Below are 15050 nucleotides of genomic sequence, written 5' to 3'. Positions count from 1 at the left end.
TTTCAGGCAAAAAAATACCCGCCGGTGGCGGGCATCTTTATCAACGGGGGCGAATTACTTCTTCGCGGCGAAGCGTGCGGCGGCTTCATCCCAGTTGACCACGTTCCAGAACGCCTTGATGTAGTCAGGGCGTTTGTTCTGATATTTCAGGTAGTAAGCGTGTTCCCACACGTCCAGGCCGATGATTGGGAAACCGGAAGCGCCGGCGACGGCTTCGCCCATCAGCGGGCTGTCCTGGTTGGCGGTAGACACTACGGCCAGCTTGCCGTCTTTCAGCACCAGCCAGGCCCAACCGGAACCGAAGCGGGTGGCTGCGGCTTTCTCGAACTCTTCCTGGAATTTCTCAACGCTGCCGAAATCGCGCTCGATGGCCGCTTTCAGATCGCCGCCCAGCGTGGTGCCGGTTTTCAGGTTTTTCCAGAAGAAGCTGTGGTTGGCGTGACCGCCGGCGTTGTTGCGCATGAAGGTGCGTTTGTCGGCAGGCACTTTGTCCAGATCCTGGATCAGCTCTTCAACGCTGTATTTGGCCAGCTCAGGGTAGGCTTCCAGCACGGTGTTGGCGTTGTTGACGTAGGTCTGGTGGTGTTTGGTGTGATGGATTTCCATCGTCTGCTTGTCAAAATGCGGTTCCAGTGCGTCGTAAGCGTACGGCAGGGATGGCAGTGAATAACTCATAATCATCATCTCCAGTGGTGTATGGGCGGCGCAAAGGGCGAGCACCGCGTAAGCAGTCGGATCATTATAGTTAATTAAATGATATTGAAAATGATTATCAATGCCCTGTGAATTGTGTGGTTAATGAACAAATCGTTGCGTTAACATGTTGATAGAAGAGGGCGCAGGGTGGCCGGTTCAAACCGTCGCCCCGGCGCGTTGGTTACTCTCTATACTGTAGGGAGCGCCAACGTCGAAATGTATCGAAATGTGCCAATGCGTTCACTGAATGAGCACGAGTGTGTAACAACCACAAGCACGCTGTGGTAATATGGCCGGCGTTCGTAGCAAGCATAACAACAGTGACATTCGCGTTTGCCGCGCTAGCGGGCAGGCGCATTTGAACAATGTGACAATCGAGAGTAAAGGAGACCCCCATGCAGGTCAGCAGAAGGCAGTTCTTTAAGATCTGCGCTGGCGGTATGGCAGGAACGACGGTGGCCGCGCTGGGCTTTGCCCCCGAAGTGGCGTTGGCGGAAACCCGGCAGTACAAACTGCTGCGCGCCCGCGAGACCCGTAATACCTGTACGTATTGTTCCGTCGGCTGTGGGCTGTTGATGTACAGCCTTGGTGATGGCGCCAAAAACGCCAAAGAAAGCATTTTCCATATCGAAGGGGATCCGGATCACCCGGTAAACCGCGGCGCGCTTTGCCCGAAAGGCGCCGGCCTGGTTGACTTCATCCACAGCGAAAGCCGCCTCAAGTATCCGGAATACCGGGCGCCGGGGTCGGACAAATGGCAGCGCATCAGCTGGGACGACGCCTTTACCCGCATCGCCAAGCTGGTGAAAGAAGACCGTGACGCCAACTTCATCAAAACCAACGATCAGGGCGTTACCGTCAACCGTTGGCTGACCACCGGCATGCTGTGCGCTTCGGCCGCCAGCAATGAAACCGGTTTTCTGTCGCAAAAATTTAGTCGCGCTCTCGGCATGCTTGCCGTAGACAACCAGGCGCGTGTCTGACACGGACCAACGGTAGCAAGTCTTGCTCCAACATTTGGTCGCGGTGCGATGACCAACCACTGGGTTGATATCAAGAACGCGAATTTGATTATCGTCATGGGCGGTAATGCGGCGGAAGCGCATCCGGTGGGGTTCCGCTGGGCGATGGAAGCCAAAATACACAACAATGCCAAGCTGATCGTGATCGATCCGCGCTTTACCCGAACCGCGTCGGTGGCGGACTTCTACACGCCGATCCGCTCCGGGACCGACATCGCTTTCCTGTCGGGCGTGTTGCTGTATCTGATGACCAACAACAAGTTCAACCGCGAATACGTCGAGGCCTACACCAACGCCAGCCTGCTGGTGCGGGAAGACTTTGCCTTCGAAGACGGGTTGTTCAGCGGCTACGACGCGGAAAACCGCAAGTACGACAAAACCACCTGGAACTACCAGTTCGACGAGAACGGCTTCGCCAAGCGCGACGTCACGCTGCAGGATCCACGCTGCGTGTGGAACCTGCTGAAACAGCACGTGAGCCGCTACACGCCTGACGTGGTGACCAACATCTGCGGCACGCCGAAGGACGATTTCCTCAAGGTGTGCGAATACATCGCCGAAACCTGCGTCGCGGATAAAACCGCTTCGTTCCTGTACGCCCTGGGCTGGACTCAGCACTCGGTCGGCGCGCAGAACATTCGCACCATGGCGATGATCCAGCTGCTGCTCGGCAACATGGGCATGGCGGGCGGCGGCGTCAACGCGCTGCGCGGCCACTCCAACATCCAGGGGCTGACCGATCTCGGCCTGCTGTCGCAGAGCCTGCCGGGCTACTTGACGCTGCCTTCGGAGAAACAGACCGATCTCGACACCTACCTGAAGGCCAACACGCCGAAGGCGCTGCTGCCGGGCCAGGTGAACTACTGGGGCAACTACCCGAAATTCTTCGTCAGCATGATGAAGACCTTCTACGGCGACAAGGCGCAGAAGGACAACAGCTGGGGCTTTGACTGGTTGCCGAAGTGGGACAAAGGCTACGACGTGCTGCAGTACTTTGAGATGATGGCGCAGGGCAAGGTCAACGGCTACTTCTGCCAGGGCTTTAACCCGGTGGCGTCGTTCCCGAACAAAAACAAGGTGGTGGCTTCGCTGTCCAAGCTGAAGTTCCTGGTGACCATCGATCCGTTGAACACCGAGACTTCCAACTTCTGGCAGAACCACGGCGAGTTCAACGAGGTGGATCCTTCGCAGATCCAGACCGAAGTGTTCCGCCTGCCGTCCACCTGCTTCGCCGAAGAGAACGGCTCGATCGTCAACTCCGGCCGCTGGCTGCAGTGGCACTGGAAAGGCGCGGACGCCCCGGGCGAAGCGCTGAACGACGGCGAGATCCTGGCGGGCATCTTCAGCCGCCTGCGCGAGATGTATGCGCGCGACGGCGGCGCGGTGCCTGAGCAGGTGCTGAACATGACCTGGGACTACCTGACGCCGGACAACCCGGCGCCGGAAGAGGTGGCGCAGGAGAACAACGGCAAGGCGCTGGCGGATCTGCTGGATGCCGATGGCAAAGTGCTGGTGAAAAAAGGCGAGCTGCTCAGCTCGTTCGCGCAGTTGCGCGACGACGGCACCACCGCCAGCGGTTGCTGGATCTTCGCCGGCAGCTGGACGCCGGCCGGCAACCAGATGGCGCGGCGCGACAACGCCGATCCGTCCGGCCTCGGCAATACGCTGGGCTGGGCCTGGGCATGGCCGCTCAACCGCCGCATTCTGTACAACCGCGCCTCGGCGGATCCGCAGGGCAAACCGTGGGATCCGAAACGCCAACTGCTGGAGTGGGACGGCGCCAAGTGGGTCGGGGCCGATATCCCGGATTACAGCACCGCTGCGCCGGGCAGCGACGTCGGGCCGTTCATCATGCAGCCGGAAGGCATGGGCCGCCTGTTCGCCACCGACAAGATGGCGGAAGGGCCGTTCCCTGAGCACTACGAGCCGTTCGAAACGCCGCTCGGCACCAACCCGCTGCACCCGAACGTGGTGTCCAACCCGGCAGCGCGCGTGTTCAAGGACGATCTGGCGGCGATGGGCAAATCCGACAAGTTCCCTTACGTCGGCACCACCTATCGTCTGACCGAGCACTTCCACTACTGGACCAAGCACGCGCGGCTGAACGCCATCGCGCAGCCGGAGCAGTTCGTGGAGATCGGCGAAAAGCTGGCGGAGAAGAAGGGCATCAAGCAGGGCGACACCGTGAAAGTCAGCTCCAACCGCGGCTACATCAAGGCCAAGGCGGTGGTGACCAAGCGTATTCGCACGCTGCAGGTGCACGGCCAGGAAGTCGACACCATCGGCATCCCGATCCACTGGGGTTACGAAGGGGTGGCGAAGAAAGGCTTTATCGCCAACACGCTGACGCCGTTCGTCGGCGACGCCAATACGCAAACGCCGGAGTTCAAGGCGTTCCTGGTCAACGTGGAAAAGGTGTAACGGAGACGAATTATGGCCATGCAATCTCAAGACATCATTCGTAAATCCGCCACCAATGGTTTCACGCCGGCGCCGCGCGCCCGTGACCACCAGGAAGAAGTGGCCAAACTGATCGATGTCACCACCTGTATCGGCTGCAAGGCCTGTCAGGTGGCCTGTTCCGAATGGAACGACATCCGCGACGAAGTGGGGCACAACGTCGGGGTGTACGATAACCCCGCCGATCTGACCGCCAAGTCGTGGACGGTGATGCGCTTCTCCGAGGTGGAGGAAAACGGCAAGCTGGAATGGCTGATCCGCAAGGACGGCTGCATGCACTGCGCCGATCCGGGCTGCCTGAAGGCCTGCCCGTCGGAAGGCGCGATCATTCAGTACGCCAACGGCATCGTCGACTTCCAGTCCGAGCACTGCATCGGCTGCGGCTACTGCATCGCCGGCTGCCCGTTCGACGTGCCGCGCATGAACAAGGACGACAACCGGGTGTACAAGTGCACCCTGTGCGTCGACCGCGTGGACGTCGGCCAGGAACCGGCCTGCGTGAAAACCTGCCCGACCGGCGCCATTCACTTCGGCACCAAGGAAGCGATGAAGCAGGTGGCGGCGGATCGCGTCAGCGAGCTGAATACCCGCGGCTACCAGAACGCCGGTCTGTACGATCCGGCGGGGGTGGGCGGCACGCACGTGATGTACGTGTTGCACCACGCCGACAAACCGCAGCTGTACCACGGTTTGCCGGACAACCCGAGCATCAGCCCGGCGGTGACCTTCTGGAAGGGCGTGTGGAAACCCCTGGCGGCCATCGGTTTTGCCGCCACCTTCGCGGCCAGCGTGTTCCACTATGTCGGCGTCGGGCCTAACCGCGTCGAGGATGAGGACGAGCACGACGAGTCGCACGACGAGGAGACGCGCAAATGAGAAAGGAAAAGCCCATTCAGCGTTACAGCGCGCCGGAGCGCATCAACCACTGGATCGTGGCGTTCTGTTTCGTGTTCGCCGCCATCAGCGGGCTGGGGTTCTTCTTCCCCTCCTTCAACTGGCTGATGAACATCTTCGGGACGCCGCAGCTGGCGCGCATCCTGCACCCGTTTGTCGGGGTGATCATGTTCGCCGCGTTCCTGCTGATGTTCCTGCGCTACTGGAAGCATAACCTGATCAACCGGGAAGATATCGTCTGGGCCAAGAACATCCACAAAATCGCCATGAACGAGGAAGTGGGTGATACCGGGCGCTATAATTTCGGCCAGAAGTGCGTGTTCTGGGCGGCGATTATCAGCCTGGTGCTGCTGCTGGCCAGCGGCGTGGTGATCTGGCGGCCGTATTTTGCGCCGTCGTTCTCCATCCCGCTGATCCGCATCGCGCTGCTGGTGCATTCGCTGGCCGCGGTCGGCCTTATCATCGTGATTATGGTGCACATTTACGCCGCATTGTGGGTAAAAGGCACCATTACCGCGATGGTGGAAGGCTGGGTGCCGGCGGCCTGGGCCAAGAAACATCATCCGCGCTGGTACCGTGAGGTCCGCGAGAAACGACAGGAAGATAAACCCTGATGAGTATCCGCATCGTTCCTAAAGAGCAGTTAGGGGCACAGCGTGAGAAGTCCACAACGGCGGAGAACATCCCGCCGTTACTTTTCGCCAACCTGAAAAGCCTGTACAGCCGCCGCGCCGATCGTCTGCGTCAGCTGGCGGTCGACAATCCGCTGGGCGACTACCTGAACTTCGCCGCCGAGCTGGCGCAGGCGCAGCAGCATGCGCTGCACGATAACCCGCTGCAGCTCGATCTGAGCGAAGCGCTGGCGCAGGGCGCCGCCAGCGGCAAACCGCCGCTCGATCTGAGCGTGTTCCCGCGCAGCGAGCACTGGCGCAAGCTGCTGACGTCGCTGATCGCCGAGCTGCGCCCGCAGGCGCCGGAGCATATCCTGGTGGTGCTGGACAACCTGGAGAAGGCCTCGGCGCACGAGCTGGAGCTGATGGCCGACGCCTTGCTCAACCGCGAGTTCGGCAAGGTGGGCAGCGAAAAGGCGCCGTTCCTCTGGGCCGCGCTGTCGCTCTATTGGGCGCAGATGGCCAGCCTGATCCCCGGCAAGGCGCGCGCCGAATACGGCGAGCAGCGCCAGTTCTGCCCGGTGTGCGGCAGCATCCCGGTTTCCAGCATGGTGCATATCGGCACCGTCAACGGCCTGCGCTACCTGCACTGCAACCTGTGCGAAAGCGAATGGCACGTGGTGCGGGTGAAGTGCAGCAACTGCGAGCAGACCCGCGATCTCAACTACTGGTCGCTGGACAGCGAGCAGGCGGCGGTGAAGGCGGAAAGCTGCGGCGACTGCGGCACTTACCTGAAGATCCTCTATCAGGAAAAAGACCCGCAGGTCGAAGCGGTGGCCGACGATCTGGCTTCGCTGGTGCTGGACGCCCGCATGGAAGAAGAAGGCTTCGGCCGCAGCAGCATCAATCCGTTCCTGTTCCCGGCGGAATAACCGCCCGGCCCCGTTCGCGCGGGGCCGGACCTGCAATTTCAGCACGGGCTTCTGGCAATCGCCCGGGCGAGTTGCTACGTTTAGGCCATAACGCGCCAAGCGAAAGGAACCACGATGTTAAACACCCTGGCAAAACTGACCGCGGTCGCCGTGTTGGCGATCGGACTGGCGGCCTGCGACAACAAGGACGACACCAAACCGGCGGTGCCGCCACCCGACACCAAACCGACTGTGACGCAGCCCGCGCCACCGCCGCCGCCTGCGCCGGTAGAAACCCCGCCCGCGCCGCCGGGGCTGAACGTGTCGCTGCAGAAGGGCAAGATCACCTTCGAGCTGCCGCCGGGCTTTAGCGATCAAACGCTGAACAGCGGCATCATCAACGACAGCACCTCCACCATTCAGCGCTTTCTTGACGGCAAGTCGCGCCAGAGCGCGGTTTCGTCCGAAGTGATCCCACCGGACGGCATGAAGCTCAATACCAGCGACAAAATGCTGAAAGAGCTGACGCAGAGCGCCATCACGGTGCTGGCCGAGCGCTATCAGAATATCCAAACCACCAAAGAAGAGAACTTCAGCGTCGGCAAACAGAAGTTTCGCCGGGTGGATACCGAACAGACCGTCAACGGGCAAAAGGTGGTCTCCACCCTGGTGTTGACGGTGTTCAACAAGCGGGTGGTAACGTTGCAAATGCTGTCGCCGGCCAAAACGCCGGAAGTGCATCAGGCGCTGGTGCAGCGGATTATCGATACCCTGGCGGTGAAGTAAGGACGCCGCGGCCAGGACGAAGCGGAGGAGACCGGATGAAGCTTATCGGCAGTTACACCAGCCCCTTTGTGCGCAAGATTTCCGTGATGCTGCTGGAGAAGGGGATTGCGTTCGAATTCGTCAACGATCCGCCGTATGAGCCCGGCAGCCGGGTGAAGGAGCTGAACCCGCTCGCCAAGGTGCCGGTGCTGATCGCCGATGACGGCGAGGTGTTTTACGACTCGCCGGTGGTGGCCGAATACCTCGAGCTGCTGGCGGTGGAGCCGGCGTTTTTGCCGGCCGAACGCGCCGCCGCGTTGCGCGTTCGGCAGGTGGCGGCGTTGGCGGACGGTGTGACCGAAGCGGCGGCGACCCTGTTTCGCGAAAGCCGGCGCGCGCCGGAAAAACAGGACGAAAACTGGATGCTGCGCCAGCGTGACAAGCTGACGCAGGGCCTGGACGCACTGGAGGCGCTGGCGCGGGAAAAAACGTGGCTCAATGCCGAGCGGCTGACGCTGGCGGATATCGCCACCGGCTGCGCGCTGGGCTACCTCAATTTCCGCCGCATCCTGCCCAACTGGTGCGTCGAGCGCCCGACGCTGGTCAAGCTGGCCGAACGCCTGTTCGCCCGCGAAAGTTTCGCCCGCACTGCGCCACCTTGAGTTTTTTTCTCCCCGCCGCGGCGGGGTTTTGCTATGCCGATACGTCTAAATTGAAAACCGAGCGACCATGAGCACTGAATCCCACCTTCTTTACAGTCAACTGCCCGCCATCGACCGTCTGCTGCGTGAACCCGCGATTGAACCGCTGGTGGCGCAGCATGGCCAGACGCTGATCGGTGAACTGTTGCGCCGGCTGCAGGCCCAGGCGCGCGACGCGATCAAGCAACAGCAACGCTTGCCGGCCTGGTGCGGCGACTGGCCGCAGGCGCTGCGGGCCGAGCTGGCCCGGCAGCAACGCCCGGCGTTATTGCCGGTGTTCAACCTCAGCGGCACCGTGCTGCACACCAATCTCGGGCGCGCCCTGCTGGCGCAGCCGGTGAAGGATGCGGTGAGCGCGGTGATGGGGGAGGCGGTGACGCTGGAGTACGATCTGGACGGCGCCGGGCGCGGCCATCGCGATCGGGCGGTGGCGGATCTGCTGTGCCGGCTGACCGGCGCGGAGGACGCCTGCATCGTCAATAACAACGCGGCGGCGGTGCTGCTGATGCTGGCGGCGATCGCCCCCGGCAAAGAGGTGGTGGTGTCGCGCGGCGAGCTGGTGGAAATCGGCGGCGCGTTCCGCATTCCCGACGTGATGCGCCAGGCCGGCTGTCAATTGGTGGAGGTCGGCACCACCAACCGCACCCATCTGAAGGATTACCGCCAGGCCATCAATGAGCAGACTGGCCTGTTAATGAAAGTGCACACCAGCAACTACAGCATTCAGGGCTTTACCGCGGCGGTCGACGAGGCCGAACTGGCGCAGCTCGGGGCCGAACAGGGCGTGCCGACCGCCACCGATCTGGGCAGCGGTTCGCTGATCGATATGGCGCAGTACGGTCTGCCCGCCGAGCCGATGCCGCAGCGGCTGCTGGCCGCCGGCGTCGATCTGGTGACATTCTCCGGCGATAAGCTGCTGGGCGGCCCGCAGGCCGGCATCATCGTCGGCAAAAAGGCGCTGATCGCCCGTTTGCAGCAGCACCCGCTCAAACGCGCGCTGCGCGTCGGCAAGCTGACGCTGGCGGCTCTGGAGGCCACGCTGCGGCTCTATCTGCAGCCGGAAAAACTGGCAGAGCAACTGCCGACGCTGCGGTTGCTGACCCGCCCGCAGCAGGAGATGCAACAGGCGGCCGAGCTGCTGCTGGCGGCGCTGACGCCGCGGTTCACCGCCGATTTCGAGCTGCGCGCCGAACCTTGCTGGTCGCAGATTGGCAGCGGTTCGCTGCCGGTGGATCGCCTGTCCAGCTTTGCGCTGACCTTCACGCCGCGCGACGGCCGCGGCGCCACGCTGGAGGCGCTGGCTGAACGTTGGCGCCGTCTGCCGCAGCCGGTGATCGGCCGCCTCGGCGACGGCCGGCTGTGGCTGGATCTGCGCTGTCTGGAACAGGAAGGGGCGCTGATCGACGCGCTGAGCGCATCATGATCATCGCCACCGCCGGCCATGTCGATCATGGCAAAACCACCCTGCTGCAGGCGATCTCCGGGATCAACGCGGATCGCCTGCCGGAAGAAAAGCGCCGCGGCATGACCATCGATCTGGGCTACGCCTACTGGCCGCAGCCGGACGGCCGGGTGCTGGGCTTTATCGACGTGCCCGGCCACGAGAAATTCCTCGCCAATATGCTGGCGGGCGTCGGCGGCATCGACCATGCGCTGCTGGTGGTGGCCTGCGACGACGGCGTGATGGCGCAGACCCGCGAGCATCTGGCGATCCTGCGTCTGAGCGGGCGCCCGGCGCTGACGGTGGCGCTGACCAAGGCCGACCGGGTGGAGGCGGCTCGTGTCGATGAGGTATGCCGCCAGGTGCGCGATGAGCTGGCGCGTCAGGGCTGGCCCGATGCGCCGCTGTTCGTGACCGCAGCGGCGGCGGGAGTGGGCATCGAGGCGCTGCGCGCGCATTTGCTGGCGTTGTCGCCCGGCGAGCATGCGCTGACGCGCCGTTTTCGCCTGGCGGTAGACCGCGCGTTCAGCGTCAAAGGGGCGGGGCTGGTGGTGACCGGCACCGCGCTCGGCGGCCGGGTGAAGGTGGGGGATACGCTGTGGCTGACCGGCGCCGATGCACCGGTGCGGGTGCGCGGCCTGCATGCCCAGAATCAGACCGTGGAACACGCGCAGGCCGGGCAGCGCATCGCGCTTAACATCAGCGGCGATGTCGATAAAGAGCGGATCGCGCGCGGCGATTGGCTGCTGGCGCAGCGCCCGCCCGAAGCGGCGGAACGCATTCTGGTGGCGCTGGAGACGGATCGGCCGATCCGCCATTGGCAGCCGCTGCATCTGCACCATGCCGCCAGCCACATCACCGGGCGTATTTCGTTGCTGAACGACGGGCTGGCGGAACTGATCCTCGATCGCCCGCTGTGGTTGGCACAGAACGATCGGCTGGTGCTGCGCGATATCGGCGCGCGGCAAACGCTGGGCGCGGCTCGGGTGCTCAAGCTCAATGCGCCCAAGCGCGGCAAGCGTCAGCCGGACTATCTGGCATGGCTGCAGGCCTTGGCGCAGGCGCAAGACGATGCGCAGGCGCTGGCGCTTGAGTTGCCGCACGGCGCGCTGTCGCTGGCGGCGTTCGCCTGGGCGCGACAATTGACGGACGATGGCCTGAACGAGCTGTTGGCGAACGGCGATCTGCTGATCGTCGGTGACCGGGCGCTGGCGCAGGATCAGGTGCAACAGGCGGAAAGCCGCCTGCTGCAGGTGCTGACGGACTATCACCAACAGCACGCCGATCAGTTGGGCTTAGGGCGCGCCCGCCTGCGGCGCATGGCTCTGCCTCAGCAGCCGGAGGCGTTGGTGTTTATGATGATCGATCGGTTGCTGAAGGCCGGCGCGCTGCGCAATACGCGCGGCTGGCTGCACCTGCCGGAACACGGCCTGGCGTTCAGCGCCGAAGAGGCGCCGCTGTGGGCGCGCATCGAACCGCTGTTCGGCGACGAGCCGTGGTGGGTGCGCGATTTGGCGAGCGAACTGGGAGAGGAAGAGAGCCGGGTGCGCGCGCTGCTGCGCAAGGCGGCCCAGTTGGGCCATGTGACGGCGGTGGTGGTGGATCGTTACTACCTCAGCCGACGCATCGATCAGTTCGCGGCGCTGATCCGCGAGCTGGATGCGGAGCGCGGCGGCGCCAACGCCGCCGATTTCCGCGATCGGCTCGGCGTCGGGCGCAAGCTGGCGATCCAGGTGCTGGAGTTCTTCGATCGCAGCGGCTTTACCCGTCGCAAGGGCAACGAGCATCTGCTGCGCGACGGCGGGTTGTTCGGCAACTGATTGCGTGTTTTTTGTTCTCTGATGGCGGTATAATCAGCTTTAATCACTTTGATTGATGTTGATTGTACTGAGGAGCAAGACGATGAATACGAAAGTCATCACCGCTCATGTGCCGCTGCCTTTGGCTGAAAAGGTGGATGAAATGGCCGCCAAACTTGAACGTTCACGGGGATGGATAGTGAAGCAAGCCCTCGCTGCCTGGCTTGAGCAAGAGGAAGAACGCCGTCGATTAACGCTGGCGGCGCTGGCCGATGTCGAACAGCAAAACGTTATCGATCATGAGTCGGTAGAAGCCTGGGCTGCCAGCCTGGACAGTGACGAGCCGCTGCCGGTACCGCGCTGATGGAATTAAAATGGACGAGTAAGGCGCTATCGGATTTGGCGCGTTTGTTTGAGTTTCTTGCCTTGGCTAACCGCACTGCGGCAGCGAATTCGGTGAAGGCCTTGGTCGCCGCGCCTAAAGCGTTGCTCGATAATCCTCGCCTGGGTGAAAGACTGGATGAGTTTTTACCGCAGGAAGTGAGGCGTATTCTGGTCGGCCGTTATGAGATACGTTACCAGGTGCAGCCGGCAACGATTTATGTTCTGCGTATTTGGCATACCCGCGAAGAGCGATAGGCCGAATTCCCCTACCCGATAAATCTGACGGCGGCCCGGCTGACGTCGGGCGTCTGGGCGGTGAGAAACGCCTGTAAACGTTCGATCAGCGGCCGTTTTGCCGATTCTTCCGGCCAAACCAGATAGTAACCGTCGCCGGTGCGCACGGCGACGTCACAAGGCAGCGCCAATAATCCCTCCTCAATCGTCCGCAGGCTCAGCGCCAGATCGCCGATCGAGACGCCGTGCCCGGCGATGGCCGCCGCGTTGCCCTGTTCCAGCGAATCAAATACCTGGCCGCGCGTGAGATCGATCGGGGCCGCGATGCCGCTTTTTTGCAGCCAGCGCCGCCAGTCGCGCCGATCGGGCGACGGGTGGATCAGCGGGCAGGCGGCGAGATCCCGCTGGCCGTCGGCGAGCAGCGCGGGGGCGCAAATTGGGATCAGCCATTCGTCGAACAGCCTGGCGGCGGCGGTGTTGGCGCCAAAATGGCCGTTGCCGAGCAGGATGGCGCAGTCGTAGGGTTCGCTGAAAAAATCCACGCTGTCGATGTCCATCCAGACGCTGGCTGCCTGCACCTCGAACGCCTGCGCCGTTTGCCGGAACCGGCTCAGGCAGTCCAGCAGCCAGCGCAGGGTCAGGGTGGAGGGCGCCTTCAGCCGCAGCAGATCGCGGTGGCTTCTGAACAGCTCGCAGGCTTGCTCGATGCGGCCAAACCCTTGCTGCAGCTCGGCGGCGAAGATTTTCCCCTGCGGCGTGACCTCGATACGCGGGCCGTTGCGCTGGAACAGCCGGCAGCCGAAGTGCTGCTCCAGCGTTTTGATGTGCTTGCTGACGGCGCTGGGGGTGAGATGCAGCTCGTCGGCGGCCAGCGTGAACGAGCCGGTGCGGGCGGCGCTTTCGAAGGCGCGCAGGGCGTAAAGCGGCGGAAGGGAACTGGCCATCGCGGCGTCTCTAATAATGAGTCTGATTCACAGTAAACGACAGGATTACTCCTTTTTCAAGGCGGGGGCGGCGGCATGATAATGGCGCGACGCCAACTGACTGAATGTGAGTGAAATAAAGATGAACCTGTCGTTGCTGGCGGCGTATTGCGCCGCCATTTTCTTGCTGATCGCCACGCCGGGGCCGGTGGTGGTGATGGTCGCCAACACCGCGGCGCGCTTTGGCGCCCGGCGCGCGCTGTTGACCGCGCTGGGCAGCAACGGGGCCTCCTTGTTGCTGATCGGCATCGCCGCGCTGGTTGTCACCGGGCTGTTCGCGGTGGATATGCGCTTGCTGCAGTGGACAGGCCTGCTGGGTTGCCTGTTTATCGGCCGCATGGCGATCGTCTCGCTGTATGAGGATTTATCCGCGCGTCCCCCCGATGCGCCGCCCGTTACGCCGCCGCAAAAACGCTCGGCGATCCTGAACGGTTTTCTGGTGGGGATCGCCAACCCCAAGGACATCATTTTCTTCGTCGCCTTTTTCCCGCAGTTCATCGCCGTCACCCCCTCGATCGGCGCTAGCCTGACGCTGCTGACCGCGCTGTGGGTGCTGGCGGACTTCGCCATTTTGCTGGCCTATATCACCCTGCTGTCGGGAACGGCGCTGCAGCGCGCGCGACGGGCGATCTCCGTTCTGTCGGCGTTGCTGTTGTTGGCGGTGGCGATGGTGGGAACGGGGTATGCACTGTGGGGGCTGCTCGGCTGAAGCCGCATAAAAAACGCCGGTCGGGAAACCGGACCGGCGTTTTATCGTCGCGTTTACACCGCGCCGTTCGGCTGCGGCGTGGGGTCGCCGTTGCGGCGTTTGCCGAGGAACAGCGCCACCAGCGTCAGCCAGCACAGGCCGCTGATGAGGTTGAACAGGTTGAACAGCCCGCTGCCGCCCCAGACGTAGGCGACCTTGGCCAGCTCGATGCCGACGGTGAACACCATCATGCTCAGCATGCCCATAGTGGCCGACACCGTGCCTTTGCTGACATTGCTGGAGAACAGCGTCAGGCGGTACAGCCCGGCGTTGGCGAGGCCGATGCCGAAAGCGTACAGGCTCAGGCCGGCGGTCATCCACAGGTAGGCGTGGCTGGAGAACTGGGTCGCCAGCGCGGCGATCAGCAGCCCCAGCAGCATCGGGCCCGCGCCCAGCTTGATCAGGCGCTCCACGCTGTTTTTGCCGGTCAGACGCGCCAGCGTCAGGTTGCCGAGGATCAGCGCGCCGAACACCGGGATTTGCAGCAGGCCATAATCCAGCGTCGACAGCGACTCACCGCTGATCAGGATCACCGGCGACTGGGCGATCCAGGCCAGCAGCGGCAGGCTGGCGAAACCGATCGCCAGGGCGCCGCACAGGAAGCGGCGGTTGCCCAGCACCTGGCGGTAGTCGCGCCATAGGTTGGCGGCGGAAAACGCCTCGCCCTGCAGCGTGGCGGTTTCCGGCATGGCTTTCCACAGGCCGTAGAAGGCGATGGCCGCCAGCGCCGCAAACAGCACGAACATGCTTTGCCACGGCGCGACGTGGATCAGCGCCGCGCCGGCCAGCGGCCCCAGCAGCGGGGCGATCAGCGCCACGTTGGCCATCAGGGCGGTGATCTTGATGCACACCGCCTCCTCGAACGACTCCTGGATCGTGGCGTAGCCGACCGCGCCGATAAAGCACAGGCCGATGCCCTGCAGGAAACGCATGGCGATAAACTGCTCGATGGTGGTGACCAGCAGGATCGCCAGGCAGGAGACGATAAAGAACGCCACCCCGGCCAGCATCACCGGACGACGGCCGCGGCGATCCGACAGCGGCCCGAGCAGCCACTGCAGGAAGATGCCGCCGGCCAGATAGGCGGTCATCGAGGTAGGCACCCACTCTTCGCCGGCGTTGAAATCCGCCACGACGGCCAGCATGCCCGGCTGAATCATATCGTTGCCGATATAGGTGGCGAACTCGAACAGCACCAGACAAAGAGGGAATAAAAGCGCCTGTCGGCCCAAACGTGCCGCAGGTGGTAATGTCGTTTTCATATTATTGTACTGATAGTAAAAGAGAAAAAGGAACTGCCAGGGCGGGAAGCGCAAACTGAGCGAGTTGTGGCGGCTATTTTGCCGCCAATTGTTCACCTTCGCAATCATAAGGTGTTGTTTAAGTGCATTCTGATATTTC

14 protein-coding genes are annotated in these 15050 nt (G+C 62.8%); 11 read left to right on the top strand and 3 right to left on the bottom strand.

The features are described from left to right. Positions 1 to 54: 54 nt before the first annotated feature. On the bottom strand, positions 55 to 675 hold the full coding sequence (gene sodA, locus ACP39K_RS17700) for a superoxide dismutase [Mn] (RefSeq protein ID WP_004934003.1): 621 nt from the start codon (positions 673 to 675) through the stop codon (positions 55 to 57). Between the two features lie 416 nt (positions 676 to 1091). Here sodA and fdnG point away from each other — a divergent pair, with 416 nt between their 5' ends. The 10 genes from fdnG (at position 1092) to ACP39K_RS17650 (ending at position 11939) form a co-directional block, all read left to right on the top strand. Beyond that, positions 1092 to 4139: a formate dehydrogenase-N subunit alpha gene (fdnG, locus tag ACP39K_RS17695; protein ID WP_086013585.1), complete on the top strand. Its 3048-nt coding sequence runs from the start codon at positions 1092 to 1094 to the stop codon at positions 4137 to 4139. A gap of 12 nt (positions 4140 to 4151) precedes the next feature. Further along, complete coding sequence (fdxH, locus tag ACP39K_RS17690; RefSeq protein ID WP_004934014.1) at positions 4152 to 5054, top strand: formate dehydrogenase subunit beta; 903 nt, start codon at positions 4152 to 4154, stop codon at positions 5052 to 5054. Next, the gene (gene fdoI / locus ACP39K_RS17685; protein WP_004934017.1) at positions 5051 to 5686 is read left to right on the top strand and encodes a formate dehydrogenase cytochrome b556 subunit; all 636 of its coding nucleotides are present in this window, start codon (positions 5051 to 5053) and stop codon (positions 5684 to 5686) included. Before fdxH ends, fdoI begins: the two co-directional genes overlap by 4 nt. After that, positions 5686 to 6615 carry a formate dehydrogenase accessory protein FdhE gene (fdhE, locus tag ACP39K_RS17680; protein WP_089185151.1) on the top strand — a complete coding sequence of 310 codons (930 nt, stop codon included), beginning with the start codon at positions 5686 to 5688 and terminating at the stop codon, positions 6613 to 6615. Before fdoI ends, fdhE begins: the two co-directional genes overlap by 1 nt. Before the next feature lie 114 nt (positions 6616 to 6729). Then, on the top strand, positions 6730 to 7380 hold the full coding sequence (locus tag ACP39K_RS17675) for a DcrB/PsbP domain-containing protein (protein WP_033639079.1): 651 nt from the start codon (positions 6730 to 6732) through the stop codon (positions 7378 to 7380). A 35-nt stretch (positions 7381 to 7415) separates the two neighbouring features. Further along, entirely contained in the window at positions 7416 to 8021 is a 606-nt protein-coding gene (locus tag ACP39K_RS17670) for a glutathione S-transferase (protein ID WP_004934025.1), read from the top strand. A 67-nt stretch (positions 8022 to 8088) separates the two neighbouring features. Continuing rightward, a complete protein-coding gene (gene selA / locus ACP39K_RS17665; protein ID WP_089185152.1) occupies positions 8089 to 9483 on the top strand; it encodes an L-seryl-tRNA(Sec) selenium transferase in 1395 nt (464 codons plus the stop codon). Then, a complete protein-coding gene (gene selB, locus ACP39K_RS17660; RefSeq protein ID WP_060444909.1) occupies positions 9480 to 11321 on the top strand; it encodes a selenocysteine-specific translation elongation factor in 1842 nt (613 codons plus the stop codon). The genes selA and selB overlap by 4 nt, the downstream gene beginning before the upstream one ends. A gap of 82 nt (positions 11322 to 11403) precedes the next feature. Beyond that, positions 11404 to 11664 carry a CopG family ribbon-helix-helix protein gene (locus tag ACP39K_RS17655; protein WP_033639076.1) on the top strand — a complete coding sequence of 87 codons (261 nt, stop codon included), beginning with the start codon at positions 11404 to 11406 and terminating at the stop codon, positions 11662 to 11664. Beyond that, positions 11664 to 11939, top strand: coding sequence for a type II toxin-antitoxin system RelE/ParE family toxin (locus tag ACP39K_RS17650; protein ID WP_033636570.1), 276 nt, complete (start codon positions 11664 to 11666; stop codon positions 11937 to 11939). Before ACP39K_RS17655 ends, ACP39K_RS17650 begins: the two co-directional genes overlap by 1 nt. 11 nt (positions 11940 to 11950) lie before the next feature. On the opposite strand, the gene ACP39K_RS17645 is transcribed toward ACP39K_RS17650, so the two are convergent. Next, on the bottom strand, positions 11951 to 12862 hold the full coding sequence (locus tag ACP39K_RS17645; protein ID WP_033639075.1) for a LysR family transcriptional regulator: 912 nt from the start codon (positions 12860 to 12862) through the stop codon (positions 11951 to 11953). A gap of 121 nt (positions 12863 to 12983) precedes the next feature. Here ACP39K_RS17645 and ACP39K_RS17640 point away from each other — a divergent pair, with 121 nt between their 5' ends. After that, entirely contained in the window at positions 12984 to 13610 is a 627-nt protein-coding gene (locus tag ACP39K_RS17640) for a LysE family translocator (RefSeq protein WP_033639074.1), read from the top strand. Between the two features lie 53 nt (positions 13611 to 13663). On the opposite strand, the gene ACP39K_RS17635 is transcribed toward ACP39K_RS17640, so the two are convergent. Further along, the gene (locus ACP39K_RS17635) at positions 13664 to 14911 is read right to left on the bottom strand and encodes an MFS transporter (protein WP_028127797.1); all 1248 of its coding nucleotides are present in this window, start codon (positions 14909 to 14911) and stop codon (positions 13664 to 13666) included. Between the last annotated feature and the right edge of the window lie 139 nt (positions 14912 to 15050).

The organism is Serratia sp. EC4, assembly GCF_059652115.1.
The sequence above is the reverse complement of the archived record's forward strand: the minus strand, read 5'-3'. Positions and strand labels throughout refer to the sequence as shown.

Bases quoted from the DNA above. Each gene is read 5' to 3' on its own strand.
- ACP39K_RS17655 (WP_033639076.1), top strand. From the start codon at position 11,404: ATGAATACGAAAGTCATCACCGCTCATGTGCCGCTGCCTTTGGCTGAA.
- ACP39K_RS17635 (WP_028127797.1), bottom strand. From the start codon at position 14,911: ATGAAAACGACATTACCACCTGCGGCACGTTTGGGCCGACAGGCGCTT.
- sodA (WP_004934003.1), bottom strand. From the start codon at position 675: ATGAGTTATTCACTGCCATCCCTGCCGTACGCTTACGACGCACTGGAA.
- ACP39K_RS17645 (WP_033639075.1), bottom strand. From the start codon at position 12,862: ATGGCCAGTTCCCTTCCGCCGCTTTACGCCCTGCGCGCCTTCGAAAGC.
- selB (WP_060444909.1), top strand. From the start codon at position 9,480: ATGATCATCGCCACCGCCGGCCATGTCGATCATGGCAAAACCACCCTG.
- ACP39K_RS17670 (WP_004934025.1), top strand. From the start codon at position 7,416: ATGAAGCTTATCGGCAGTTACACCAGCCCCTTTGTGCGCAAGATTTCC.
- ACP39K_RS17650 (WP_033636570.1), top strand. From the start codon at position 11,664: ATGGAATTAAAATGGACGAGTAAGGCGCTATCGGATTTGGCGCGTTTG.
- fdoI (WP_004934017.1), top strand. From the start codon at position 5,051: ATGAGAAAGGAAAAGCCCATTCAGCGTTACAGCGCGCCGGAGCGCATC.
- fdxH (WP_004934014.1), top strand. From the start codon at position 4,152: ATGGCCATGCAATCTCAAGACATCATTCGTAAATCCGCCACCAATGGT.
- ACP39K_RS17640 (WP_033639074.1), top strand. From the start codon at position 12,984: ATGAACCTGTCGTTGCTGGCGGCGTATTGCGCCGCCATTTTCTTGCTG.
- ACP39K_RS17675 (WP_033639079.1), top strand. From the start codon at position 6,730: ATGTTAAACACCCTGGCAAAACTGACCGCGGTCGCCGTGTTGGCGATC.
- selA (WP_089185152.1), top strand. From the start codon at position 8,089: ATGAGCACTGAATCCCACCTTCTTTACAGTCAACTGCCCGCCATCGAC.
- fdhE (WP_089185151.1), top strand. From the start codon at position 5,686: ATGAGTATCCGCATCGTTCCTAAAGAGCAGTTAGGGGCACAGCGTGAG.